18 protein-coding genes are annotated in these 25,101 nt (G+C 66.4%); 6 read left to right on the top strand and 12 right to left on the bottom strand.

Annotation, left to right across the window (positions count from 1 at the left end; translation table 11 throughout):
* Positions 1 to 236: 236 nt before the first annotated feature.
* The 3 genes from trxA to ACQ5SA_RS14810 all read left to right on the top strand — a co-directional run bounded on the left by trxA (position 237) and on the right by ACQ5SA_RS14810 (position 4,372).
* The gene (gene trxA, locus ACQ5SA_RS14820) at positions 237 to 566 is read left to right on the top strand and encodes a thioredoxin (protein ID WP_025878607.1); all 330 of its coding nucleotides are present in this window, start codon (positions 237 to 239) and stop codon (positions 564 to 566) included.
* A gap of 229 nt (positions 567 to 795) precedes the next feature.
* The gene (gene rho, locus ACQ5SA_RS14815) at positions 796 to 2,574 is read left to right on the top strand and encodes a transcription termination factor Rho (RefSeq protein WP_499314695.1); all 1,779 of its coding nucleotides are present in this window, start codon (positions 796 to 798) and stop codon (positions 2,572 to 2,574) included.
* 223 nt (positions 2,575 to 2,797) lie between these two features.
* Positions 2,798 to 4,372, top strand: coding sequence for a sensor domain-containing diguanylate cyclase (locus ACQ5SA_RS14810; protein WP_499314694.1), 1,575 nt, complete (start codon positions 2,798 to 2,800; stop codon positions 4,370 to 4,372).
* A gap of 58 nt (positions 4,373 to 4,430) precedes the next feature.
* Here the strand turns inward: ACQ5SA_RS14810 and ACQ5SA_RS14805 are convergent, their stop codons facing one another.
* The 12 genes from ACQ5SA_RS14805 to ACQ5SA_RS14750 all read right to left on the bottom strand — a co-directional run bounded on the left by ACQ5SA_RS14805 (position 4,431) and on the right by ACQ5SA_RS14750 (position 17,210).
* Positions 4,431 to 5,306: an energy transducer TonB gene (locus tag ACQ5SA_RS14805; protein ID WP_499314692.1), complete on the bottom strand. Its 876-nt coding sequence runs from the start codon at positions 5,304 to 5,306 to the stop codon at positions 4,431 to 4,433.
* A 76-nt stretch (positions 5,307 to 5,382) separates the two neighbouring features.
* Positions 5,383 to 6,270 (bottom strand): energy transducer TonB, encoded by an 888-nt coding sequence (locus tag ACQ5SA_RS14800; protein ID WP_499314690.1) that lies wholly within the window; start codon positions 6,268 to 6,270, stop codon positions 5,383 to 5,385.
* A gap of 63 nt (positions 6,271 to 6,333) precedes the next feature.
* Positions 6,334 to 8,064 (bottom strand): bifunctional isocitrate dehydrogenase kinase/phosphatase, encoded by a 1,731-nt coding sequence (gene aceK / locus ACQ5SA_RS14795; protein WP_499314688.1) that lies wholly within the window; start codon positions 8,062 to 8,064, stop codon positions 6,334 to 6,336.
* 114 nt (positions 8,065 to 8,178) lie between these two features.
* Positions 8,179 to 8,538, bottom strand: a complete 360-nt coding sequence (locus ACQ5SA_RS14790) for a hypothetical protein (protein ID WP_025878601.1) — start codon at positions 8,536 to 8,538, stop codon at positions 8,179 to 8,181.
* Between the two features lie 52 nt (positions 8,539 to 8,590).
* A complete protein-coding gene (locus ACQ5SA_RS14785) occupies positions 8,591 to 9,007 on the bottom strand; it encodes a roadblock/LC7 domain-containing protein (protein WP_032976421.1) in 417 nt (138 codons plus the stop codon).
* Positions 9,000 to 9,548: a GTP-binding protein gene (locus tag ACQ5SA_RS14780; RefSeq protein WP_089237316.1), complete on the bottom strand. Its 549-nt coding sequence runs from the start codon at positions 9,546 to 9,548 to the stop codon at positions 9,000 to 9,002. Before ACQ5SA_RS14780 ends, ACQ5SA_RS14785 begins: the two co-directional genes overlap by 8 nt.
* Complete coding sequence (locus ACQ5SA_RS14775; protein ID WP_499314686.1) at positions 9,541 to 10,488, bottom strand: hypothetical protein; 948 nt, start codon at positions 10,486 to 10,488, stop codon at positions 9,541 to 9,543. The genes ACQ5SA_RS14780 and ACQ5SA_RS14775 overlap by 8 nt, the downstream gene beginning before the upstream one ends.
* A gap of 342 nt (positions 10,489 to 10,830) precedes the next feature.
* Positions 10,831 to 13,053, bottom strand: coding sequence for an NADP-dependent isocitrate dehydrogenase (locus tag ACQ5SA_RS14770; protein ID WP_499314684.1), 2,223 nt, complete (start codon positions 13,051 to 13,053; stop codon positions 10,831 to 10,833).
* Between the two features lie 352 nt (positions 13,054 to 13,405).
* Complete coding sequence (locus ACQ5SA_RS14765) at positions 13,406 to 13,909, bottom strand: hypothetical protein (protein WP_230109930.1); 504 nt, start codon at positions 13,907 to 13,909, stop codon at positions 13,406 to 13,408.
* A 47-nt stretch (positions 13,910 to 13,956) separates the two neighbouring features.
* Positions 13,957 to 14,250 carry a LysM peptidoglycan-binding domain-containing protein gene (locus tag ACQ5SA_RS14760; RefSeq protein WP_025878595.1) on the bottom strand — a complete coding sequence of 98 codons (294 nt, stop codon included), beginning with the start codon at positions 14,248 to 14,250 and terminating at the stop codon, positions 13,957 to 13,959.
* Positions 14,251 to 14,515: 265 nt separating this feature from the next.
* Positions 14,516 to 15,334 carry an NADPH-dependent 7-cyano-7-deazaguanine reductase QueF gene (queF, locus tag ACQ5SA_RS14755; RefSeq protein ID WP_499314682.1) on the bottom strand — a complete coding sequence of 273 codons (819 nt, stop codon included), beginning with the start codon at positions 15,332 to 15,334 and terminating at the stop codon, positions 14,516 to 14,518.
* 556 nt (positions 15,335 to 15,890) lie between these two features.
* Positions 15,891 to 17,210, bottom strand: coding sequence for a M20 family metallopeptidase (locus tag ACQ5SA_RS14750; protein WP_025874644.1), 1,320 nt, complete (start codon positions 17,208 to 17,210; stop codon positions 15,891 to 15,893).
* Positions 17,211 to 17,396: 186 nt separating this feature from the next.
* On the opposite strand from ACQ5SA_RS14750, the gene ACQ5SA_RS14745 reads away from it, so the two are divergent.
* The 3 genes from ACQ5SA_RS14745 to ACQ5SA_RS14735 all read left to right on the top strand — a co-directional run bounded on the left by ACQ5SA_RS14745 (position 17,397) and on the right by ACQ5SA_RS14735 (position 25,097).
* The gene (locus tag ACQ5SA_RS14745; protein WP_089237326.1) at positions 17,397 to 18,635 is read left to right on the top strand and encodes an efflux RND transporter periplasmic adaptor subunit; all 1,239 of its coding nucleotides are present in this window, start codon (positions 17,397 to 17,399) and stop codon (positions 18,633 to 18,635) included.
* Positions 18,636 to 18,709: 74 nt separating this feature from the next.
* Positions 18,710 to 21,943, top strand: coding sequence for an efflux RND transporter permease subunit (locus ACQ5SA_RS14740; RefSeq protein WP_499314680.1), 3,234 nt, complete (start codon positions 18,710 to 18,712; stop codon positions 21,941 to 21,943).
* A gap of 31 nt (positions 21,944 to 21,974) precedes the next feature.
* The gene (locus ACQ5SA_RS14735) at positions 21,975 to 25,097 is read left to right on the top strand and encodes an efflux RND transporter permease subunit (RefSeq protein WP_499314678.1); all 3,123 of its coding nucleotides are present in this window, start codon (positions 21,975 to 21,977) and stop codon (positions 25,095 to 25,097) included.
* The last annotated feature ends 4 nt before the right edge of the window (positions 25,098 to 25,101 follow it).

The following is a 25,101-nucleotide window of genomic DNA, read 5'->3' as shown; positions in this document are numbered from 1 at the left end:
GGACAGTGAAATCGGACACATACCGTGCTCAACCCCGATCACGATACGCTGGGTTCCAGCCAGCATCTGTCCGCGCCCTGCGATAGGGGTACACTGCCGGCCGTGAGCGTCCAGGCATCCCGCCGAACGCACCGTGGCAGTCCGCCGCGAGGCAACGACGAGGGTCACGCCACCGGGCATGGCCCAGTTCACCCACCTCCGGCCTGGCCGGGTGCAATCCAAGACGAGAAACCAAGATGAGCGACAAGGTTGTACATGTCGGCGATGCCGACTTTGATAGCGCCGTGCTGAATTCCAAGGAACCGGTCCTGGTCGATTTCTGGGCCGAATGGTGTGGCCCCTGCAAGATGATCGCCCCGGCGCTGGACGAACTGGCCGATGCCTACCAGGGCCGCGCCAAGATCGCCAAGGTCAACGTGGACAACAACCGCGCGCTGGCCGCCAAGTACCATGTGCGTTCGATTCCCTACCTGGTCGTCTTCAAGGACGGCGAGAAGGTGGGCGAGCAGATTGGTGCCGTTGGCAAGGCACAGCTGGCCGGCCTGCTGGACAAGGCCCTGGCCTGATCCTGCGGGTGACCGGCAGCCGTTTTCCACGGCTGCCGGGCGGGCGCCCCGGCGCCTGACTGAATACCGTATCCGGCGACCCTTGCGTGGCGCCGCGGGCCGATGATAGTGTCGGCACATCCGGCCGCGTTCGCGTGCCGCATCTTCTGGACGCAGTTTCTTCCAGACCCATTCCCAATGTTCGCCGCCCCAGCCGGGCGCTCGCACCTTCAAGCGAGGAATAACGCTCTTGTCCGATAACACTTCCGAAACCGGTAGCGCTGATGCGCCCGCCGAAAAGCGCGTGCGCAAAGCCCGCGTAACCAAGGCTGCCGCTCCGGCCGCCGCCGAAACCAGCGCTCCGGCGCAGCCTGCGCTGCCGCTGGCAGCCGCGCCCGAAGCGCCGGCACCCGCCGCAGCGCCTTCCGCACCGAGCGCACCCGCCTCCGAGGCCCCTGCCAGCAGTGGCGGCGGCGAAGGTGGCGAGGGCCGCGAATCCGGCCAGGCGCGGCAGAACAACCAGGGCGGTGGCCAGAACCAGAATCCCTACAACCAGGGCGGCCAGCAGGGCCAGCAGGGCCAGCAGGGCCAGGGCAACCGCCGTGACCGTTTCCGCAACCGCCGCGACCGTGATCGCAATGGCGGCGGCGGTGGTGGCGGTGGTGGCAACGGCGGTCGCTTCCGCGACGACGGCATGCCCAACGACAACGGTGAACAGCAGCCGTTCGTACCGCGTCCGCACGCCAACGTGCCCGAAGGCTTCCCGGTCTATTCGCTGAGCGACCTCAAGCGCATGCCGGCCCAGAAGCTGCTGGATATCGCCGAGCAGCTGCAGATTTCCGAAGGCGTGGCCCGTGCCCGCAAGCAGGACGTGATCTTCGCGCTGCTGAAGGTGCTGACCCGCCACGGTGACGGCGTGGCCGCCGACGGCGTGCTGGAAATCCTGCCGGACGGCTTCGGCTTCCTGCGCGCGGCCGAAGCCAGCTACCTGGCCGGTCCGGACGATACCTACATCTCGCCCAGCCAGATCCGCCGCTTCAACCTGCGTACCGGCGACCACCTGTCCGGCCGCATCCGCTTCCCGAAGGACGGCGAGCGCTACTTCGCGCTGTCGATCGTGGACACCATCAACGGTGAGCCGCTGGAAGCGTCGAAGAACAAGGTGCTGTTCGAGAACCTGACCCCCCTGTTCCCGCGTCGCCGCTTCACCCTGGAGCGCGGCAACGGTTCCTCGGAAGACATCACCGGTCGCATCCTCGACCTGATGGCACCGCAGGGCAAGGGCCAGCGTTCGCTCATCGTTTCCCAGCCGAAGGCCGGCAAGACGATGATGATGCAGCAGGTCGCCACCGCCATCACCACCAACCATCCGGACGTGCACCTGATCGTGCTGCTGATCGATGAGCGCCCGGAAGAAGTGACCGAAATGCAGCGCACCGTGCGCGGCGAAGTCATCAGTTCGACCTTCGATGAGCCGGCCGCACGCCACGTACAGGTCGCCGAAATGGTGATCGAGCGCGCCAAGCGTCTGGTCGAGCACAAGAAGGACGTGGTGATCCTGCTGGACTCGATTACCCGCCTGGCACGTGCCTACAACAACGTGGTACCGAGCTCCGGCAAGGTGCTGACCGGTGGTGTGGACGCCAACGCCCTGCACCGTCCGAAGCGCTTCTTCGGTGCCGCACGCAACGTGGAAGAAGGCGGCAGCCTGACCATCATCGCCACCGCGCTGGTCGATACCGGCTCGAAGATGGACGAGGTGATCTACGAAGAGTTCAAGGGCACCGGCAACAGCGAAGTGCACCTGAGCCGCCGCATCTCTGAAAAGCGCGTGTTCCCGGCCATCGACATCAACCGCTCGGGCACCCGACGCGAAGACCTGCTGATCGAACCGGAACTGCTGCAGAAGATCTGGATCCTGCGCAAGCTGCTGCATCCGATGGATGAAATGACGGCGATGGAATTCCTGCTCGACAAGATGAAGAACACCAAGTCCAACGACGAGTTCTTCGGTTCGATGAAGCGCTGATCGCGCGGCATTGATGCACTACGAAAAGGCCCCGCGATGCGGGGCTTTTTCTTTGGGCGGCAGCAGGACAAACGGCTTCACTTCGCGGGCCGTCGTTTTGGCGATAATCTGCGGGACAAATGCCTGACTCTCCGCCCCGACCGTGCTGGCCGGGCCGCCGATTCCCGCTGTTGCCCCATCCGGAGGATCCGGCGGGTCCAGCCCTGCCCGATCCTTCAACCGCATGCGCACACTGTCCCCCCGGCTCAACCTGGGCAAGCTGATCCTTGCCCTGGCCCTGCTCAGCGCCGTCATCGCCCTGGCCAATACGCTGCTTGCCAGCTATCGCGTGCAGCGCGACCAGTTGGTGGGAAACACCCTGGAAGCCAACCGCGTGTATGCCACCAAGCTGGCCGAGACCACGCAGAACTTCCTGCTGGCCGCGCAGCAGCAGCTGGCCTATGCCGCCAACCGGCTTGGCAACAGCGACATGGATCCGGCCCAGGCCCAGGATGAGGCCAGTCGTCTACAACTGCAGTCCAGCAGCTTCAATTCTTCGCTGGTCGTGGCCAACGATGGGCGGGTGATCGCGACCTCGCCGCAGAGCCTGCAGCTGCAGGGCGAGATCCTGCGCAGCGCTGGCAGCAAGGCTGCGCTCGAGCGGCGCGAGCCGATGATCAGCGATCCCTACCAGTCGGCCACCGGCAAGCTGCTGATCTCGATATCGCACCCGGTATTCGACCGCAGCGGCCAGTACCGCGGCTATGTCAGCGGCACCCTGTACCTGCGCCAGCGCAGTGCGCTCAACACCCTGCTGGGTACGCACTACTACCGCGATGGCTCCTACCTGTATGTGGTGGACCGCCATGGCCGCCTGATCTATCACAACAACGCCAAGGAAGTGGGCACCTACGCGTTGAACAACCCGGCGGTGAAAGAGGTGATGCGCGGCCAGCGCGGTGCACAGCAGGTGCGCAACAACCACAAGGTGGCGATGCTGGCCGGTTACGCGCCCGTCCCGGTGACCGGCTGGGGCATCGTCGCGCAGCGCCCGACAGAGGCGACGCTGCAGCCGCTGTCACGACTGATGTCGGCGGTGATCTGGAACGCCATTCCGTTGGGTGTGCTGTCGTTGCTGATCACCTGGTGGTTCGCACGCCGCATCTCGCTGCCTTTGTGGCAGTTGGCGCGCAACGTGCAGGACGGCGAGGACACCGGCAATGCGATCAGCCACGTCAATGGCATCCGCGCCTGGTACTTCGAAGTTGCGCAGCTGAAACAGGCCGTGCTGTACAGCTTCAATGCGCTGCAGGACCGGATCGGCACGCTCAACCGCGCCAGCCGCACCGATCCGCTGACCGGTCTGCTCAACCGTCGCGGGCTGCAGCAGGCGCTCGACGCGCTGCAGGCGCAGGGCCTGCCGTTTGCGATCCTGGCGCTGGACATCGACCGCTTCAAATCGATCAACGACAGCCACGGTCACGACGTCGGTGATGCGGCCATCGTGCATATCGCCGAACAGATGCGCCGCCATTCGCGCGAGACCGACGTGCTGTGCCGCGCGGGTGGCGAGGAGTTCCTGGTGCTGCTGCCGGGCGTTGGCGTCGAAGCGGCCCGGCAGACCGGCGAGCGCTTGCGCCAGGCCATCGCCGACGAGCCTTTCGCGCTGGTGGGTACCATCACCGTGTCCTTGGGCGTGGCCCACTTCCCCAGTTTCCATACGGATCCGGAACAGGCATTGCGCCTGGCCGACAAGGCCCTGTACCTGGCCAAGGAACAGGGCCGCAACCGGGTCGTGGTGTACCCGCACGCCGATTGAGCACACCGATTCAGGCGGGGTGCGCCGGGTCTGTCCCGGCGCATCCCGCAATGACGCATCAGCCCAGCGGGGTGAGCAGGCGTGGGCCTTCCTGCGCGCGACCGACCATGTACACACCGCCTTCGGGCAGCAGGTCGGTGCCGGCCACCCGGGTTTCCTCGCCGGTCTTCCACGGCGCCCGCTGGCGCGGGCCCGGAATGTAGGCGGCCCAGCGGCCGTAGCGCTCGCGCGAATCCTGGAAGGCGAATCGCACCGGTACGCGCACGGTCCAGAAGTCGCGATCCTTCGCCTCGCCAGTGGTGGGCGGGGTGAACGTCCAACGCTTCGCGTTCCTGACGCTGGCCTTGGCCAGGATATCGCGCAGCTGGCTCATCGTGCGCTCGGGGCCGACCACAGTCAGGTTGGTCTGCTCGGCGATCACCTCAGCCACCGTGCCATCACGGCCGACCTTGACCATCAACATGACCGTGCCCTCGCCCTGCATGGTCACCGCCTGCGGTGGGTAGTCCGGTCCACGCAGTCTGTTGCTGGTCACCTTGTCGGTGCTGGCCTCACGCTCGCCACCCAGCTTGCTGAAATTGGCGTCGACCAGGCGGACACGCATGCTGCCTTCGACCGGGTTGTCGGCCATCAGACGCAGGCGTACCGCCGTGCGTGCCTGCATCGGCTTGCCCTCGACCAGCACCGGCTCGAAACGCCAGCCCTGCACGGCGTTGTCCACGAAACCGGCAATACCCGCATCGACTTTTTCGCGATGGTCGAGCTGGAACATTTCAACCTGGCCGTCACGGCCGATGTCGATGACGCCGCTGAGGGTCATGCTGGCCTCGGCCTGCTTGCGAACCTCGCGCGCGGTCTGCGCGTCGGCGGTATCGACCAGGGCAGTACCGCCACCCACGGCAAGGGCCAACGCCAGGAAAAGAGAAGAACGCATCACAGGCACTCCTTGTGCATGAAAACGATGAAGTCTGACGCCTGGGCTGACGAACCCCGAGGGCGGTTGGCCGGCATCACTGCTCGGCAAGCGGGGTCAACAGACGCAGCCCGCGGGTGGCGCTGTCGACCATGTAGACGCCGCCGGCCGGCAGCAGGTCGCTGCCCGCCTGCTGGGCATCGTCCTGGCGCCATGGCGCGGACTGGCGCGGACCGGGGATGAAGGGTTTCCACGTGCCGTAGGTCTCCGATCGCGATTTGAGGTCCCTGGAGATGGAATAGCTGACCGGCACGCGAATCGTCCAATCCGCGCGATCCTTGTCCTCACCGGTGGTCGGCGGCGCGAAGGTCCATTTTCGGGCGGCGGTGATGCTCGCCTTGGCAAAAAGGTCGCGCAGCTGCTGCATCGTCCGCTCCGGCGCCACCACGCCCATGTTCACCTGCTCGGCAACCACATCGGCCACCGTGCCATCGCGCGCCACCTTGACCAGCAACAGCACATCACCTTGGGCACCGCCACGGAACGCGGCCTCGGGGTAGCGCGGCGGCGACATGCGGTTGCGGGTGACCGTATCGGTCGCCGTGTCGTTGTACTTGCTGAAGTCCACGCTGCTCATTCGGATCTGCATGCCGCCATCGCCGGACGGTTTACCCAGCAACCGCACGCGCAACGGTGCGTGCACCGGAACGGGCGCGCCATCGCGCAGCGTGGGTTGGAAGCGCCAGCTGCGGATGGTGCCATCGACAAAGGATGCGATGGACGGAGTGAGCACTTCGCGCTGATCCAGCACCAGGTTGCTGACCGAACCATCGGCAGCGACATCGATGTTGCCGGTCAAGACCATGCTGGCTTCGGCAGTGGCACGTACCGCACGCGTGGTCTGCGCGGCGGCATCGGTGCTGAGCAGGGAGCCCACCGTGCCGATTGCAAGCGCGAAGGCGAGAAACAGGGGAGAACGCTTCATTGCCCGATCCTTGGTGATGAAAGTGCCGAGATTACCCGAGTTCCGCGCCGTCGGTGCAGCGGATCACGCCAGCCGCTGCGCAGCCGAATACGGCGGCGTGTCTGGATAGTCGCCCGCCGCAAAGCGCGCCTGCAGTCCCTGCCACCAGGCGGGGTCGAACAGATGCCGATAGTGCTCACGTACCGCCGCCAGCTCCTGCGCCGGCAAGCCCATGAACGGCCCGAACCGCTCCGGGAACACGTCGCGTGGACCGACATGGAACCAGGGCTCATCGGCCATCGCTTCCTCCGGTGAGCTTGGCGTAGGCCAGGCGCGGAACACGCAGTCGCTGACCAGGCACAACTCGTCGTAGTCGTAGAACACGGCACGGCCGTGGCGCGACACGCCGAAGTTCTTCGGCAGCATGTCGCCGGGGAAGATGTTGTTGCGCGCCATGTCGGTGATCGCCTGCGCGTAGTCGAGCACGGCTGCACGCACGGCTTCGCCCGCCTGCTCGCGCAGATAGAGGTTCAGTGGCCGGAAGCGGCGCTGCACGTAGCACAACGCGATCTCCACTTCGTCGCCATCCACACGCACGCTCTGCGCGCACTGCTGCAGCAGTTCGTCCAGCAACGCAGGGGCAAAGCGTTCGCGCGGGAAACGCAGGTGCCGGTAGGGCTGTGCGTCAAGCAGGCGACCGACGCGATCGAGGTTGAACACCAGCGCGTACTTTTCCTCCACCTGCTGCCGCGACATCGCCTTGGGCCAGGCGAAGCGGTCGCGGATCAGCTTGAACACCAGCGGATAGCTGGGCAGGGTGAACACCGCCATGACCATGCCCGGCGTGCCTTCGGCATGCGCCAGGCGCTCGTTCGGGTGTTCATTGAAGTGGCGGAAGAACGTCCGGTAGCGCTCGGTCTTGCCCTGCTTGGCGCGTCCGAGAACGGTGTAGATCTCGTCGATCGGCTTGCCCGGCAGCAGGCTGCGCAGGAACACCACGGCATCGCCAACGGTGCCCAGGTCGGCCTGGAAATAGCTGCGTGACACGCCGAACAGGTGGGCCACATCGCGACGCCGGGTCAGCACGGCATCGGCACGCAGGCCTTGGTCATCGTTGACCAGCGCGATCACGCACGGCGAGAAACGGTGTTCGCCGAACACGCGGCCGACCAGATAGGCGCGACGCTCGCGGTAGAACACGGTATCGAGCAGTTCGATGCTGCGCACTGGCGTGTCGCCCCAGTGCGCCAGATCGTCCTGCAGGCGCACGGCGATGGCGGCGGCACAGCGCAGCTGGTGCGCATACGGAACGTCGAAGCGGTAGTCGGCCAGCACCCGTTGCAGCGCCTCCACCGGCCGCGTTGGCGAGACCGCATAGGTATGCCGCGCTACCGGATGGGTGATCGCATCGGAGGGCTCGACATCAAAGGCGATGAACTCCACTTCCGGGTCCACGCCGCGGATGGCGAACAGGCGTCGCGACAAGGTGTTGTAGAAGGTCTTGTACAGCTCGGCATCGATCAGGCCCTGCAGCAGGGCGCTGTAGTGCACGTGCACCTGCAGCCACAGCGCGCGTTCACTGATGGCGTCACCGGCCAAGCGCCGCAGCGCGTCCATCTGCTCGGCGATGCACTGGTCGTACAGGGCAATGCGCTCCACTGCATCGTGGCGTGCCGCCGCCCAGTCGCCCTGCTGGAAACGCACGCGGGCGCGCGCCGTGATCGCGGCGAAACGCGCGTGGTAATCCGCGAAGCCATCACGGATGGCATCAGCGATGCGCGGCGCAAGTTCAGCGGGAATGACAGCGGGCGGCATGTACGGCTCACGACGGAGAACCGATGCCACCATACGCTGGCGTGGGGTGGCTTGTGTAGAGCCGAAGGCCGCTGCTCCTGCGGCAGCCTTCGGCTCTACAGCAATCCGCCCGGCTCAGATCGCCAGTTCGGCCTCCACGTCCTGCACCTTGCGCCGCGCCAGGGCGAGGTTGGACTTGGTCCGGTCCAGCACGATGTAGAAGAACAGACCCTTCTTTTTCGCCACCGGGCGCATGATGTGATACGCCTTTCCGAGCGAGATCAGGATGTCCTCGATGCCATCGTTGAGGTTGAGCGAGGCGGCGGTTTTCATCTTCGCGCGGATCACTTCGGTATTGCCGGCGGCAGCCACTTCCATGTCCATGCCCGAACCGGCCTCGCCCAGCAGCATGCCGCTCTCGTAGTCGACCAGCGCCACGGCCTGCGCGCCATCGATGCCCATCAGTGCAGTCAACGAATCATTCAATCCAGCCACGTTGCACCCCTCTCAATGTTGGTTCGAGCCCCTCGTTCCCCTGCGGCCGGGCTCACGATCCGCTGAGTTCGGCCAGGATCGCCTGGCCACATTCCCTGCTCTGCCACAGCACCTGGCCGATCACGCTGCGCTGGTCGCAGGCCGCCATCAGCAGCAGCGGTGCGCGTCCCTCGGCCTGGATGGCCAGCATCAGCACCTTGCCGCCGGCAGCCTCCAGCATCAGCGTCTGCAGATCGCCCAGTGCCAGCTCGCGCCCCACCGCTGCGGCCAGGGCCAGCATCGCGCTGGTCATCGCCGCCAGTCGCTCGCCGCGGCCTTCCGCACCGGCGCTGACCAGGGCAAAGCCATCGACGCTGGCCAGCACCACGGTCCGCACCCCTTCCACCCGCTGCTGCAGGTCCTGCAGCAGCGGCTGCAGGCGCTCGCGCTGCTGTGCGTCCGGCAACGGCGCGCCTTGTCCATCAGCCATGCGCGGCCACCAGTGCATGCGCTTCCATTTCGCTCATCAGTACGTCCATCAGCAGCAGTCCTTGTTCGCGATCACGGGCATCCACGGCCAGCAACGGCAGTGGCTGGCCATCGAGCCGGGCGCGATCGGCCCAGTCATCCAGTGCCGCTGCAGGCACCTGGTCAAGATGGGTCACCGCCACCACCAGGGCCAATGCCGGACCGAACGGGCGCAGCACCTGAAGGTAGGCGTCCAGCTCAGCGGCCACTCCTGCCCGGCGCGCGTCCAGCAGCAGCACGGCACCGCGCGCGCCCTGCAGCAGGATCGGCCACAGGAAATCGAAGCGCTGCTGGCCGGGCGTGCCGTAGAGACGCAGGCGCTCGCCGTTGGGCAGGTCGATATCGGCGTAGTCCAGCGCCACCGTGGTCGACGCCTTGTCCGCACCCGCGCGGTCGCTGTTGGCAACATCGGTGTCGACCACCGCACCAGCGGCGATGCTGCGTACCAATGTCGATTTGCCGCTACCCATGCCGCCGAGCACCACCACTTTGTGCTCACGCATCGCGGTCACTCCCGCGCAGCGTGCGCCACAGACGTGCGAGCAGGCCGGTGTCGGCCGTGCTGGCACGCGCGCCCGACAGCGGTGCGGCAGGCGCGACCTGCAGCTGTGCATAACCGCACAGGTAGGCGGCGTGGATGAAATCGCGCACGGCGGCCGCGGGAAGATCCAGCAGCATCGCGCATTCGTCCACCGTGCAGGCACGCTTGAGCAGCAATGAGCACAGACGGAAGCCATCGTGATCGTGGCCGAGCACGCGGAAATCCGGCCAGCGCAGCAGCTTCACCGACGTCCCTCGCAGGCGCTCATCCAGCGCCTGCCAGTGGCGGCTGCGCTGCGCCCATTGCCACAGCAGCGGGCGCAGCGGCAGTCGCGTACGATCACCCGCCAGTGCCCGCAGCTGTGCCGGCTGCAAGGCGTCCAGATACAGATGCTCGAAGCCCTGTGCCAGCCGTTCCACCAGCACCGTAGCCGGCTCGTGCAGCAGCACTGCCTGGTCCTGTTCCAGATCCAGCAGCAACAGCGGCTCTGCGCCCTCACCCAGCAGCGCCTGGCCCTGCCGCAAGGGCAAGCGCTCGCGCAGCAGGCGGGTAATCGCGTGCGCGCCGTCCGCCAAGCGGATCGCTGTCGCTGCGGTGCCGGCCTGCATGCCGCGCAGTGCCCGTCCTATCGCGCCATCATCCAATACGTCCTGGCCGCCATCGCCCTCGCGCAGTTGGCCGCCAAGATCTTCGATCCAGCAGTGCAGCCGCGGGCGCTGCTGGCGCATGCGCAGTGCCGCGTTGCGCAGGGCTGGCGTATCGCGGATCACCAGTAGGTCGCAGTCGTCGAGGTCCTGGCTGCGGCGTATCTGCCCGTCGGGCAACGCCGAGGCCAGCCGCAGCCGTTGCAGCAGGGCCTGTTCGCCCTGGATATCGGTTCCCACTACGAGCACGCGTGCCATCCGTGTTCCCCGTGCGACCACCTCCCCGGCGGTCTCGCATCGCCAAGGCTAGGCCATGGCTTGCCGCCATCGTCGTGATCGACTGCTCATATTGACGGCAGTGGTAAACACGCACGCGTCCGTTCTGCGACGGCCATCGTGGGCAAGTTTCATGCCGTGTTGACGGCATTCCGACAGATGACGGATTTCACGGTTCTGGACTTGAGTAGCTTCACGTCATGCGTGGATGCGCGGCTTCGGGGCAGAGCCCTCTGCGGTGCAGAGGGATCCGACCCCAGGCTCGCAGAAAAAGAAACCCGCGCCGAAGCGCGGGTTTCGAGGTCACAACCGGGCAGCGATGGATCAGCCGCGCAGCTGCTCCAGCGCGGCGTTGAAGGTCGCGCTCGGACGCATCGCGGCAGCGGCCTTGGCAACGTCCGGACGGTAGTAGCCGCCGATGTCCACGGCCTTGCCCTGCGCGGCGATCAGCTCGTCGACGATCTTCTGCTCGTTGTCGGCCAGCACCTTCGCCAGCGGAGCGAAGCGCGCCTGCAGTGCGGCATCTTCGTTCTGCGCGGCCAGGGCCTGCGCCCAGTACAGGGCGATGTAGAAGTGGCTGCCACGGTTGTCGATGCCACCCAGCTTGCGCGACGGCGACTTGTCGTTGTCCAGGAACTGGCCGTTGGCCTCGTCCAGTGCCTTGGCCAGCACGCGGGCAGCGGCGTTGTCGTAACGGTTGCCCAGGTGTTCCAGCGACGCGGCCAGGGCCAGGAATTCACCCAGCGAGTCCCAACGCAGGTAGTCCTCTTCGACGAACTGCTGCACGTGCTTCGGGGCCGAGCCACCGGCGCCGGTCTCGAACAGGCCGCCACCGGCCATCAGCGGCACGATCGACAGCATCTTGGCGCTGGTGCCCAGCTCCATGATCGGGAACAGGTCGGTGAGGTAATCGCGCAGCACGTTGCCGGTCACCGAAATGGTGTCCTCGCCCTTGCGGATGCGGGCCAGCGAGAACGCGGTCGCTTCCACCGGCGGCAGGATGCGGATGTCCAGGCCGTTGGTGTCATGGTCCTTCAGGTACGTCTCGACCTTGGCGATGACCTGTGCGTCGTGGGCACGGGCGGCGTCCAGCCAGAACACGGCCGGGGTGCTGCTCAGGCGGGCGCGTTCGACGGCCAGCTTGACCCAGTCCTGGATCGGCGCGTCCTTGGTCTGGCACATGCGCCAGATGTCGCCGGCTTCCACGGCGTGTTCGAACACCACGTTGCCGGTGTCGTCGGTGACCTTGACCACGCCGTCGGCAGCGATCTGGAAGGTCTTGTCGTGCGAGCCGTACTCTTCAGCCTTCTGCGCCATCAGGCCGACGTTGGGCACCGAGCCCATGGTGGCCGGGTTGAAGGCACCATTGCTGCGGCAGTCGTCGATGACGGCCTGGTACACGCCGGCATAGCAGCGGTCTGGAATGACCGCCTTGGTGTCCTGCAGCTTGCCTTCGGCGTTCCACATCTTGCCGGAGTCGCGGATCATCGCCGGCATCGAGGCGTCGACGATCACGTCGCTCGGCACGTGCAGGTTGGTGATGCCCTTGTCCGAGTTGACCATGGCCACGCCCGGTCGCTGTGCGTACTCGGCGGCCAGGTCGGCCTCGATGGCGGTGCGGGTGGCTTCGGGCAGCGACGGCAGGCGTGCGGCCAGGTCACCGATGCCGTTGTTGGCATCGAAACCGGCCTGCTTGAGCACGTCGGCGTGCTTGGCGAGCACGTCCTTGTAGAACTCATTGACCGCCACGCCGAACATGATCGGGTCGGAGACCTTCATCATGGTCGCCTTCAGGTGCAGCGAGAACAGCACGCCCTGCGCCTTGGCATCGGCGATCTGCTCGCCGATGAAAGCGGCCAGTGCCTTGCGGCTCATCACCGCGGCGTCGACGATCTCGCCGGCCTTGACCGCGGTCTTTTCCTTCAGCACGACGGTGCTGCCGTCCTTGCCGTGGAAGGTGATCTTCAGCGAACCGGCGTTGGCCAGCGTGGCCGACTTCTCGCTGCCGTAGAAATCACCGGCGGCCATGTGCGCGACGTGCGACTTCGAATCGGACGCCCAGGCACCCATGCGGTGCGGATGCTTGCGGGCGTAGTTCTTCACCGACAGCGGCGCGCGCCGATCGGAGTTGCCTTCGCGCAGCACCGGATTCACCGCACTGCCCTTGACCTTGTCGTAGCGCGCCTTGTAGTCGCGCTGCTGGTCGTCGGCCGGGGTTTCCGGGTAATCCGGCAGCGGATAACCCTGGTCCTGCAGTTCCTTGATGGCCGCCTTCAGCTGCGGCACCGAGGCGGAGATGTTCGGCAGCTTGATGATGTTGGCGTCGGGGGTGGTCGCCAGCTGGCCCAGCTCGGCCAGGTCATCGTTGACCTTCTGCGCATCGCTCAGCAGTTCCGGGAACAGCGACAGGATGCGGCCGGACAGCGAGATGTCACGGGTTTCCACCGCGATGCCGGCGGTGGCGGTATAGGCGTCGACGATCGGCAGCAGCGACTGGGTGGCCAGGAACGGTGCTTCGTCGGTCAGCGTATAGAGGATCTTGGACATGGGGGACTTGGACTCTGTAGCAGTGCTCAGGGGAAGGCCGGCGCCAGCGCCGGGCCACGTGCAACCGTGTCGCTTTCCCCCGCCGCCGTCAGGGTGGGCGCGCGCCGGGGAAACCCCTGCATTGTCGCGTTTTCAGCCGCGCGGGGCAAAGCCGCGCCATACGCGGCGGTACTGCACCACGGCAACGCTGTGATCCATCCACGCACGGCGTGGATGGAGATGCCGCGTGCCGGGCTTAGGTAGATCCACGCCATGCGTGGATAGGGCCTTCGCGCAAAAGCCACAAACAAAAAAGGACGCAGCCTCGCGGCTGCGTCCATCGTGAGTCCAACCGGGAGAGAGTCGGCAGGACTTACTTGACCTCGAACTCCTGCGGCGTTCCGGCCGCCTTACCATCAACCATGACTTCGGCGCGGTACTTGCCGGCCGGCCAGCCATTGGCATTCTTGAAGGTGATGTTGGTGGTCTCGGCACCGCTGGTGTTCAGGGTCGCGTTCTGCTCACCGGCCACCTGGCCATCCTGGTAAGTCAGCTTGGCGCCGACGGCGACATTGTTGGCCGCGCCATCGGTCTTCACCGAAACGATGACCTCATCCTTCGGCGCGAACAGGGCGGCAGTGGTCACCGACTTGTCAGCGGCGGCAGACTTGCCGACGGTGACGGCCGACACAGCAACGGCGGATGCGGCCATCGGCGGCGGCGCGCCGGTCATCGGCGCGGGCGCTTCGGCCGGCGTCGTCGCTGCCGGAGCCGCGTTGGTGTCTGCGGTTTCTTCCTTCTTCTTGCAGCCCACCAGGGCGACACTGCCCAGCAGTGCGGCCAGCAGGGCATTCTGAAGCGGGGTCGTCTTGATCATTCGGGGTTCCTCACAGGGATTGTCGGACGGCGATTGGATCGCCGGCATTACTTCGGCGGCAGTTTCAGGGTCTGGCCCGGGAAGATCTTGTCCGGGTCGTCGAGCACATCGCGGTTGGCTTCGAAGATCTTCTTCCAGGCGTTGGCATCGCCCAGGTGCTGCTTGGCGATCTTCGACAGCGAATCACCCTTCTGCACGGTGTAGGTGCCACCGCTGACCACCTCGGCGGTACTGTCCACCGAGGCGCTGACGCCGGAAAAGTCCGCCTTGGGGACCTGCTGGGCGGTACTGTCGACGCTGCCACTGACGCCGGAGAAATCGGCTTTCTTCTCGGTACTCATCCACACACTCCCGTCTGTATGACTACATGGCTGGCACGGTGTCATAGAGGTTGTTAAATGGGGATGGTGCCGATGTGAAGCCGCCCCCCGGGGCGGCTGAACAATCGAGGCGGAACGCCGCCGCTGGGCTCGCCGAGCATGGCCCGGCGCTACCCGCCACAGGGCGGTCCGACGGTAGTGCCGGCCGCTGGCGGGCTTGGCCTGGACGCGGGTTCCACGCGGTTGCCGGCCAGCGGCCGGCACTACCCGTAACCGCCTGCGGCGGTTACTGGCGCAGCTCGCGATAGGTCGCGGCCGGGGCGGCGATGCCGGGGCTGGCGCGCCACGGGTTGATGTCCAGGCCACCGCGGCGGGTATAGCGGGCTTCGACTTCCAGCCACTGCGGCCGGCAGCGCGCCGACACTTCGCTGAAGATGCGCTCCACGCACTGCTCGTGGAACTCGGCGTGCTCGCGGTAGCTGACCAGGTAGCGCAGCAGGCCGGCACGATCGATCTGCGGGCCGCGATAGCGCAGGCTGACGGTGGCCCAGTCCGGCTGACCGGTGACCGGGCAGTTGGACTTCAGCAGGGCCGAGACCAGTGTCTCCTCCACCAGCGCATCGGCGTTGGCCGACAGGTAGTCCGCCTGCGGCGGGCCGTAGCAGTCGATATCCACATCAAGGCCATCGATCAACTCGCCCAGCGGCGACTCGCGCAGCGGCGGCAGCCCGAAGGTGACCTGGACCGAGGCCCCGGCGCAGGCAGACAGATCGGCAACGAGGCGCTCGCGCAGCGCGTCGGCGCTGTCCAGGCGGGTGCTGTTGAGCGAGTTCAGGTACAGCTTGAACGACTTCGACTCGATCAGCCGCGGCGAGGTGCACGGCACCTGCACGGTGGCGACGGCGACCTGCGGTTTGCCACGCGGGTCGAGCCAGCTCAGCTCGAAGGCGTGCCAGCGGTCGTGGCCGACGAAAGGCAGCGCGGCCTCGTCGAGGCCGATCTCGGCGCGGGCGCCGATGCGGGGGATGGGAAACAGCAGGCCGGGATCGTACTGCGACGGGTAACTGACCTCGCGACCGAGGCTGGAATCCTGTGGGGTGTTCATGGTGCCTATTGTATCGCGCGTGGAGCGGGCCTTCGGCCGGGTCGGCCAACGGCGGAGCCCCTCCGTGGTGGGTGGGTTGGTCGCGTACAGCCGGGATTCTGGGGTTGGCCGGGCGGGGAGGCTGGGCAGGGGGCGCTGCAAGTACGTCCATGTAAGCTCGGTCGCCGCATCCATGCGGCTCACGCCCCTGCCCAGCCTCCCCGCCCGGCCTCTGACAGTTTCCTGCGCGCGGCCGGCACCACGGGAAAGATCAGGAAAATCAAAATCAAAAGCCGATGCTTCAGACGTTCATGACGTCCGCCGTGTCGACCAAGGTCGACACCTACCAAAGCAGGATGTCGTTCTGACAGCAGCAGGAAACTGTCGAAGGCGGGGTGGGTCCGGTGGCAGGGGCGTGAGCGCCATGGATGGCGCGACCGAGGCTACAGGGACGTACTTGCGCCGTCCCCTGCCACCGGACCCACCCCGCCATCCCACGGAATGCCAGCCTTTGCTGTTGCTCCGGCTGTTGCCGTTGCCTCGGCGGGTGCAGGGCTGCAAGCCCTGCCGGAAACCCTCAACCAGCCGGGGTGCCGGCACCATGCAGGTAATCCAGGCTCACCTGCAGCAGCGCGCGGAATCCGACATCCAGCGCCTTCTCATCCAGCAGGAACTTCGGCGAATGATTGGCCGGCGCCGTCGCCGGGTCGATGCCAACGCTGGTGGAGCCGACGAAGAAGAACATGCCCGGTACCTCCTTGGCGTACAGCGAGAAATCCTCCGCGCCCATCTGCAGCGGCGGCTCGTACACGTTGTCCTTGCCCACCACCGCCTGCAGGCTCGGCAGCATCTTCGCGGTCAACGCCGGGTCGTTCACCGTGGCCGGGTTGCCTTCCGATTCGTAGATGTCGGTCACCGCCTTGGCGCCATGCGCGGCAGCCGTGTGATCGGCCACGTTGCGCAGGTCGGCGAAGATCTGCTGGCGCATGCCTTCATCGAAGGTGCGGATGGTGCCGACCATCTCCACTTCATCGGGAATGATGTTGTAGCGGATGCCGCCGTTGATCGCGCCGAAGGTCAGCACCGCCGGCTGCTTGGAGAGATTGGCACGGCGGCTGACGATGGTCTGTGCGGTGCCGATCAGATCGGCAGTGGCCACAATCGGGTCGACGCCGTTCCACGGTGCCGAGCCATGCGTCTGCCGGCCGATCACCTTGATGCCGAAACGATCGGACGCGGCCATCAGCGGGCCACCGCGCACCGCGATCTGCCCTGCCTGCACACTGGAAAACACATGCAGGCCGAACACTGCTTCGGGCTTGAAGTCAGCAAACAAGCCTTCCTTCAGCATCAGCGCAGCACCGCCCTCTTCCGGCGGCGGCGCGCCTTCCTCGGAGGGCTGGAAGATCAGCATCACCTGGCCCGGCAGGTCCTTCTTCATTGCCACCAGCGCTTCGGCCACGCCCAGCAGGGTGGCGGTGTGCGCGTCATGGCCACAGGCGTGCATCACGCCTACGGTCTGCCCGCGGTACTGCGCGGTGGCCTTGGAGGCGAACGGCAGGCCGGTCTGCTCGGTCACCGGCAGTGCATCCATGTCCGCGCGCAGGGCGATCTTCGGGCCGGGCTTGCCGCCTTCGATGATCGCCACCACGCCGTGGTGGGCAATGCCGGTCTTCGGCTTCAGGCCCATCGCACGCAGGCGCTTGGCGACCTCGGCGGAGGTGCGCTCCTCGCGGTTGGACAGTTCCGGGTGCTGATGGAAATCGCGTCGCCATTCAACCACTTTGGCCTGCAGGCGCTGCGCGGCAGCGGTCACTTCCGGGCGCTGGGCGTCCTCGGCGTGGGCAAGGGCCGGCAAGGCCAGCAGCAGGGCGGACAGCAGCAACGAACGGCGCATCTCGATCTCCACGGAAGGGGTCTGCACCTGAATGTAGGGCAACCTCGCCGTTACGGGAACCTCCACCGTCGCACATCGGTCTGAGCGCCCGTCCCATCCGTCATGCAGGAAACCCGGTGGGCCACAGGTATGCTTTGCGCATTGCCACCCGGGGTGCCACCCCGTCCAGCCCTCTTGGAGTCTTGAATGTCACGTGTTTGGAAGATCGTGCTGCTGGTCGTGGCGGTACTGGTGCTGGCCGTGGTCGGCCTGCGCGTACTCGGTGGCGGCAAGGACAAGGCCGCGGGGCAGGAAGCAGGCGCCCGCGAGGGCGGTGAAGATCCCGATGCCGGCCCGGTGCCGGTAACCGTGGTCGATGCCGTACGCCAGGACGTGCCGGTGTATGCCAGCGCGCTGGGCACGGTGACCGCGATGAACACCGTTACAGTCAGCCCGCAGGTGGGCGGCCAGCTGATGAGCCTCAATTTCCGCGAAGGCCAGGAAGTGAAGAAGGGCGACGTGCTGGCGGTGATCGACCCGCGCACCGCCCAGGCCAGCTACGACCAGGCCGTCGCCTCCAAGCGCCAGAACGAAGCCCTGCTGGCGACCGCGCGCTCGAACTACCAGCGCTCGAACGCGCCGGAGTACCGCCAGTTCGTGGCCAAGACCGATCTGGATACACAACGAAACCAGGTGGCACAGTACGAAAGCGCAGTTGCGGCCAATGAAGCGAGCATGCGCTCGGCGCAGGTGCAGCTGCAGTACACCCGGGTCACCGCACCGATCACCGGTATCGCCGGCATCCGCGCGGTCGACGCCGGCAATGTGGTCAACGCCGGCACCGCACTGGTCACCCTGACCCAGATCCATCCGATCCACGTGCTGTTCAACCTGCCCGAGCGCCAGCTCGGCGACGTGCGCCAGGCGCAGGCTGCCGGCAGCGTGCCGGTCGCCGCGCTGGACCGCGCCGATTCGCACGTACTCAGCGGCGACGGCAAGCTGGATGTGGTCGACAACCTGATCAGCGCCGACAGCGGCACCTTCAAGGCGCGCGCGGTGTTCGACAACACCGACAACGGCCTGTGGCCGGGCCAGTTCGTCAATGTGCGCATGCAGTTGCGCACCATCGGCGGCGGCGTGGTGATCCCGACCCAGGCGGTGCTGCGTGGCCCGGACGGCGAGTACGTCTACGTCGTGCAGGGCGACAACACGGTGAAGATGCAGACCGTGCGCAGTGGCGTGGAAGTGGGCGACAGCCAGGTGCAGGTCGCCGAAGGCCTGAAAGGCGGCGAGCGGGTGGTCAGCGAAGGCCAGTTCCGCCTGAAGCCGGGCAGCAAGGTGACCGCGCTGAAGCCGGGCGAAACGCCGGCCGCACCGACCGAGGCCGAACTGAAGGCCGCCGAACAGAAGAGTGGCGGCGGCCGCCGCGGTGGTGGCCCGCGCTGAGCGCAGGCCCCTGCTCTTCCCCGCGCCGGCGATCCCGCCGGCGCTGCCATTGATGTGCCAGCAAGGATCAGTCCGTGGGCTTTTCGACGATCTTCATCCGCCGCCCGATTGCCACCTCGCTGCTGATGGCGGGCTTGTTGCTTCTGGGCATCCTCGGTTACCGCAAGCTGCCGGTGTCGGCGCTGCCGGAAATCGATGCGCCCAGCCTGGTGGTGACTACCCAGTACCCCGGTGCCAACGCCACCACCATGGCCTCGCTGGTGACCACGCCGCTGGAGCGCCAGTTCGGGCAGATCTCCGGGCTGGAACTGATGACCTCCGATTCCTCGGCGGGGTTGTCCACGATCATCCTGCAGTTCTCGATGGATCGCGACATCGACATCGCCGCACAGGACGTGCAGGCGGCGATCCGCCAGGCCACCCTGCCCTCGTCGCTGCCGTACCAGCCGGTCTACAACCGGGTGAATCCGGCCGACGCGGCCATCGTCACCCTCAAGCTGACCTCCGATACAAGGCCGCTGCGCGACGTCAACAACTACGCGGACTCGATCCTCGCCCAGCGCCTGTCGCAGGTGCAGGGCGTGGGCCTGGTGTCGATCGCCGGCAACGTGCGTCCGGCCGTGCGCATCCAGGTCAATCCAGCGCAGCTGTCCAACATGGGCCTGACCCTGGAAGAGCTGCGCAGCGCGCTCACCCAGGCCAACGTCAACGCGCCGAAGGGCTCGTTGAACGGCAAGACCCAGTCCTACAGCATCGGCACCAACGACCAGCTGGCCAGCGCCGCCGAGTACCGCGACACCATCATCAGCTACAAGAACGGCCGCCCGGTGCGACTGTCCGACGTGGCCGAAGTGATCGATGGCGTGGAGAACGACCAGCTGGCCGCATGGGCCGATGGCAAGCCGGCGGTGCTGCTGGAGGTGCGCCGCCAGCCGGGCGCCAACATCGTGCAGACCGTCGAGCGCATCCGCGCGCTGCTGCCGCAGCTGCAGGGCGTGCTGCCGGCCGACGTGCACCTGGAAGTGTTCTCCGACCGCACCGAGACCATCCGCGCGTCGGTGCATGAAGTGCAGTTCACCCTGATCCTGACCATCGGCCTGGTGGTGGCGGTGATCTTCGTGTTCCTGCGCCGGTTCTGGGCCACGATCATTCCCTCGGTGGCGGTGCCGTTGTCGCTGGCCGGCACCTTCGCGGTGATGGCCTTTACCGGCATGTCGCTGGACAACCTCTCGCTGATGGCGCTGGTGGTGGCCACCGGATTCGTGGTCGACGATGCGATCGTGATGATCGAGAACATCGTGCGCTACATCGAGCAAGGCAAGAGCGGCAAGGAAGCGGCCGAGATCGGTGCACGCCAGATCGGCTTCACCGTGCTGTCGCTGACGGTTTCACTGGTGGCGGTGTTCCTGCCGCTGCTGCTGATGCCCGGCGTCACCGGCCGCCTGTTCCACGAATTCGCCTGGGTGCTGAGCATCGCCGTGGTGCTGTCGATGCTGATCTCGCTGACGCTCACCCCGATGATGTGCGCCTACCTGCTCAAGCCCGATGCGCTGCCCGAGGGCGAGGACGCGCACGAGCGTGCCGCCGCGGCAGGCAAGCAGAACCTGTGGACGCGCACCGTCGGCCTGTACGAGCGCAGCCTGGACTGGGTGCTGGAACACCAGCCCATCACCTTGGCCGTGGCTGCTGCCGCGCTGGTGCTGACCGTGCTGCTGTACGTGCTGATCCCCAAGGGCCTGTTGCCCGAACAGGACACCGGCCTGATCACCGCCGTGGTCCAGGCCGACCAGAACATTGCGTTCCCGCAGATGGAGCAGCGCACCAAGCAGGTGGCCGAGGCGCTGCGCAAGGACCCGGACGTGACCGGCGTGTCAGCCTTCATCGGCGCCGGCAGCATGAATCCCACGCTCAACCAGGGCCAGTTGTCGATCGTGCTGAAAGAGCGCGGCGATCGTGATGGACTGGATGCGATCCTGCCCCGCCTGCAGAAGTCCGTCGCCGGCATCCCTGGCGTGGCGCTGTACCTGAAGCCGGTGCAGGACGTGACCCTGGACACCCGCGTGGCCGCCACCGAGTACCAGTACTCGCTGTCGGACGTGGACAGTGCCGAAGTGGCACTGCAGGCCAACCGCATGACCGAAGCGCTGCGCCAGCGTCCGGAACTGGCCGACGTCGACAACAACCTGTCCAACCAGGGCCGTGCGCTTGAACTGAACATCGACCGCGACAAAGCCAGCGTGCTCGGCGTGCCGATGCAGACCATCGACGACACGCTCTACGATGCGTTCGGCCAGCGCCAGATCTCGACCATCTTCACCGAGCTCAACCAGTACCGCGTGGTGCTGGAAGTGGCACCGGAATTCCGCACCAGCACCGCGCTGATGGAACAGCTCGCCGTTGCCTCCAATGGCGCCGGCGCACTGACCGGCACCAACGCCACCAGCTTCGGCCAGGTCACCTCGTCCAACTCGTCCACCGCCACCGGCATCGGCGCCCAGAACACCGGCATCACCGTTGGTGCGGGCAGCATCATCCCGTTGTCGGCGTTGGCTGAAGCCAAGGTCTCCAGCGCGCCGTTGCTGGTCAGCCACCAGCAGCAGCTGCCTGCGGTGACGGTGTCGTTCAACGTCGCCCCGGGCTATTCGCTGTCCGATGCGGTCAAGGCCATCGAAGAGACCAAGGCCAGCCTGGACATGCCGGCGCATGTGCATGCGCAGTTCATCGGCAAGGCCGCCGAATTCACCGGCAGCCAGACCGACGTGGTGTGGCTGCTGCTGGCCTCGCTGGTGGTGATCTACATCGTGCTGGGCGTGCTGTATGAGAGCTACATCCACCCGATCACGATCATCTCGACCCTGCCACCGGCCGGCGTCGGTGCGCTGCTGGCACTGATGGTCTGTGGCCTGAGCCTGTCGGTGGATGGCATCGTCGGCATCGTGCTGCTGATCGGCATCGTCAAGAAGAACGGCATCATGATGGTCGACTTCGCCATCGAAGCGCGGCGCACCGGCGCCAACGCGCGCGAGGCCATCCGCCGCGCCTGCCTGCTGCGCTTCCGCCCGATCATGATGACCACCGCGGCGGCCATGCTCGGTGCGTTGCCGCTGGCGCTGGGCACCGGCATCGGCTCGGAACTGCGTCGCCCACTGGGTATCGCCATCGTCGGCGGCCTGCTGCTGTCGCAGCTGGTGACGCTGTACACCACGCCGGTGATCTACCTGTACATGGAGCGCTTCTCGGAATGGCTTGCACGTCGCCGTGAACAGCGCGCGCTGCGCGATGGCACGGTGCAGGAGCCGCAGGCATGACCCTGGCCCCGCACCTCCGGCGGGCCGCACGATGAACCTGTCCGGCCCCTTCATCCGCCGCCCGATCGGCACTGCCCTGCTGGCCATCGGCTTGTTCATGATCGGCGTGATCTGTTACCTGCGGCTCGGCGTGTCGGCACTGCCGAACATCGAGATTCCGGTGATCTTCGTGCACGCCAGCCAGTCCGGTGCGGACGCGGCAACCATGGCCTCCACGGTGACTGCGCCGCTGGAGCGCCACCTCGGCCAGCTGCCGGGCATCGACCGCATGCGCTCGTCGAGCTCGGAAGGCAGCTCGCTGGTGTTCATGATCTTCCAGAGCGACCGCGACATCGATTCAGCCGCACTGGACGTACAGACGGCGATCAATTCGGCGCAGGCCGACCTGCCCTCGGGCATGGGCTCGCCGATGTACCAGAAGGCGAACCCGAACGACGACCCGGTGATCGCCATCGCGCTGACGTCGCAGACGCAGTCCGCCGATGAGCTGTACAACGTCGCCGATTCGCTGCTGGCCCAGCGCATCCGCCAGATCGGCGGCGTCGCGTCGGTGGATATCGCCGGTGCCTCGACGCCAGCGGTGCGCGTGGACGTCAACCTGCGCCTGATGAACGCGCTGGGACTTACCGCCGACGACCTGCGCAATGCCGTGCGCGCGGCCAACGTGACCTCGCCCACCGGCTTCCTCAGCGATGGCAACACCACCACGGCGATCATCGCCAACGATTCGGTCGCACGCGCCGCCGACTTCGCCGATCTGGTGGTCAAGACCCAGGGCGATGGCCGGGTGATCCGACTGAAGGACATCGCCAACGTCTACGACGGCCAGCAGGACGCCTACCAGGCCGCGTGGTTCGACCACAAACCGGCCGTGGTGATGTATGTGTTCACCCGCGCCGGCGCCAACATCGTCGAGACCGTTGACCGGGTGAAAGCGCAGATTCCCGCGTTGCGCGATTACCTGCAGCCGGGCACCACGATGACGCCCTACTTCGACCGCACCCCGACCATCCGTTCGTCGCTGCATGAAGTGCAGATCACACTGTTGATCAGCCTGGCGATGGTGGTGCTGACGATGGCGCTGTTCCTGCGCCGGTTGGCGCCGACGCTGATCGCTGCGGTCACCGTACCGCTGTCACTGGCCGGAGCCGCGCTGGTGATGTACGTGATGGGCTTCACCCTGAACAACCTGAGCCTGCTGGCGCTGGTGATCGCGATCGGCTTCGTGGTAGACGATGCGATCGTGGTGATCGAGAACATCATGCGCCACCTCGACGAGGGCATGCCGCGGATGCAGGCCGCCTTCGCCGGTGCGCGCGAAATCGGCTTCACCATCGTCTCGATCACCGCCTCGCTGGTGGCGGTGTTCATCCCGCTGCTGTTCGCCAGCGGCATGATGGGCGCGTTCTTCCGCGAATTCACCGTGACCCTGGTGGCGGCGATCGTGGTGTCGATGGTCGTTTCGCTGACGCTGACCCCGGCGCTGTGCAGCCGCTTCCTCAGCGCGCACGACCACAAGGCGGCACCATCGCGCTTCGGCCGCTGGCTTGATGCCGGTCACGAGCGGATGCTGCGCATCTACACCGTGCTCCTTGATTTCTCGCTGCGCCATGCGCTGCTGCTGTCGTTGACGCCGTTGATCCTGATCGGCGTCACCATCTTCCTGTTCGGTGCGGTGAAGAAGGGGGCGTTCCCGCCGCAGGACACCGGCCTGATCTGGGGCCGCGCCAACTCCAGTGCGACGGTGTCCTTCGAGGACATGGTCAGCCGACAGCGCCGCATCACCGACATGCTGATGGCCGACCCGGCGGTGAAGACCGTGGGCGTACGCCTGGGCAGTGGCCGCCAAGGCTCCAGCGCACAGTTCAACGTCGAACTGAAGTCGCGCAAGGAAGGCCGCCGCGAAACCACCGCACACGCACTGGCACGGCTGAGTGCGAAGGCCGACCGCTACCCGGACCTGCAGCTGCGCCTGCGCGCGATCCAGGACCTGCCCAGCAATGATGGCGGTGGCAACAGCCAGGGCGCGCAGTACCGCGTCTCGCTGCAGGGCAACGATCTGGCCGCGCTGCAGGAATGGTTACCCAAGCTGCAGGCGGCGTTGAAGAAGAATCCGAAGCTGCGCGATGTCGGCACCGACGTCGACAACGCCGGGCTGCGCCAGAACATCGAGATCGACCGTGCCAAGGCTGCACGCCTGGGTATTTCGGTGGGCGCCATCGACGGTGCGCTGTATGGCGCCTTCGGCCAGCGCCAGATCTCCACCATCTACTCGGACATCAACCAGTACAGCGTGGTGGTCAATGCGCTGCCGTCGCAGACCGCCACGCCCTCGGCGCTGGACGAAGTGCATGTGCGCGCACGCAACGGCGAGATGGTGCCGATCACCGCGGTGGCCAGACAGGCGCCGGGCCTGGCGCCCTCGCAGATCACCCATGAAAACCAGTACACGACGATGGACCTGAGCTACAACCTCGCCCCCGGCGTCAGCATGGGCGAGGCCAAGGCCATCATCGACAGCACCGTGGCCGGCATGCGCATGCCCGGCGACATCCGCCTGGCCGATGACGCGGGCTTCGGCTTCAATTCCGACCCCAGCGACATGCTGATCCTGGTACTGGCGGCGATCCTCACCGTCTATCTGGTGCTGGGCATCCTGTACGAAAGCCTGATCCACCCGGTGACGATCCTGTCCACCCTGCCGGCGGCCGGCGTGGGTGCGTTGCTGGCGCTGTTCGGCACCAACACCGAACTGTCGGTGATTTCGATGATCGCGCTGGTGCTGCTGATCGGCATCGTCAAGAAGAACGCGATCATGATGATCGACTTCGCCCTGGTGGCGCAGCGCGAACATGGGCTGACCCCGCGCGAGGCGGCACGCGAAGCCAGCATCGTGCGTTTCCGCCCGATCATGATGACCACGATGGTGGCGATCCTGGCGGCGGTGCCGCTGGCGATCGGCCTGGGTGAAGGGTCGGAACTGCGTCGCCCGCTGGGCATCGCGATGATCGGCGGCCTGCTGTTCTCGCAGAGCCTGACCCTGCTCAGCACGCCGGCCTTGTACGTGATCTTCTCGTGCCTGGCCGACCGCTGGAAGGCGCGGCGTGCGCGCAGGCGTGAAGCGAAGCTGCTCAGGCGCGCGCAGCGGGCATAGGAAG

The sequence above is a fragment of the Stenotrophomonas indicatrix genome (assembly GCF_050573115.1).
GTDB classification, from domain to species: domain Bacteria; phylum Pseudomonadota; class Gammaproteobacteria; order Xanthomonadales; family Xanthomonadaceae; genus Stenotrophomonas; species Stenotrophomonas lactitubi_A.
The sequence above is the reverse complement of the archived record's forward strand: the minus strand, read 5'-3'. Positions and strand labels throughout refer to the sequence as shown.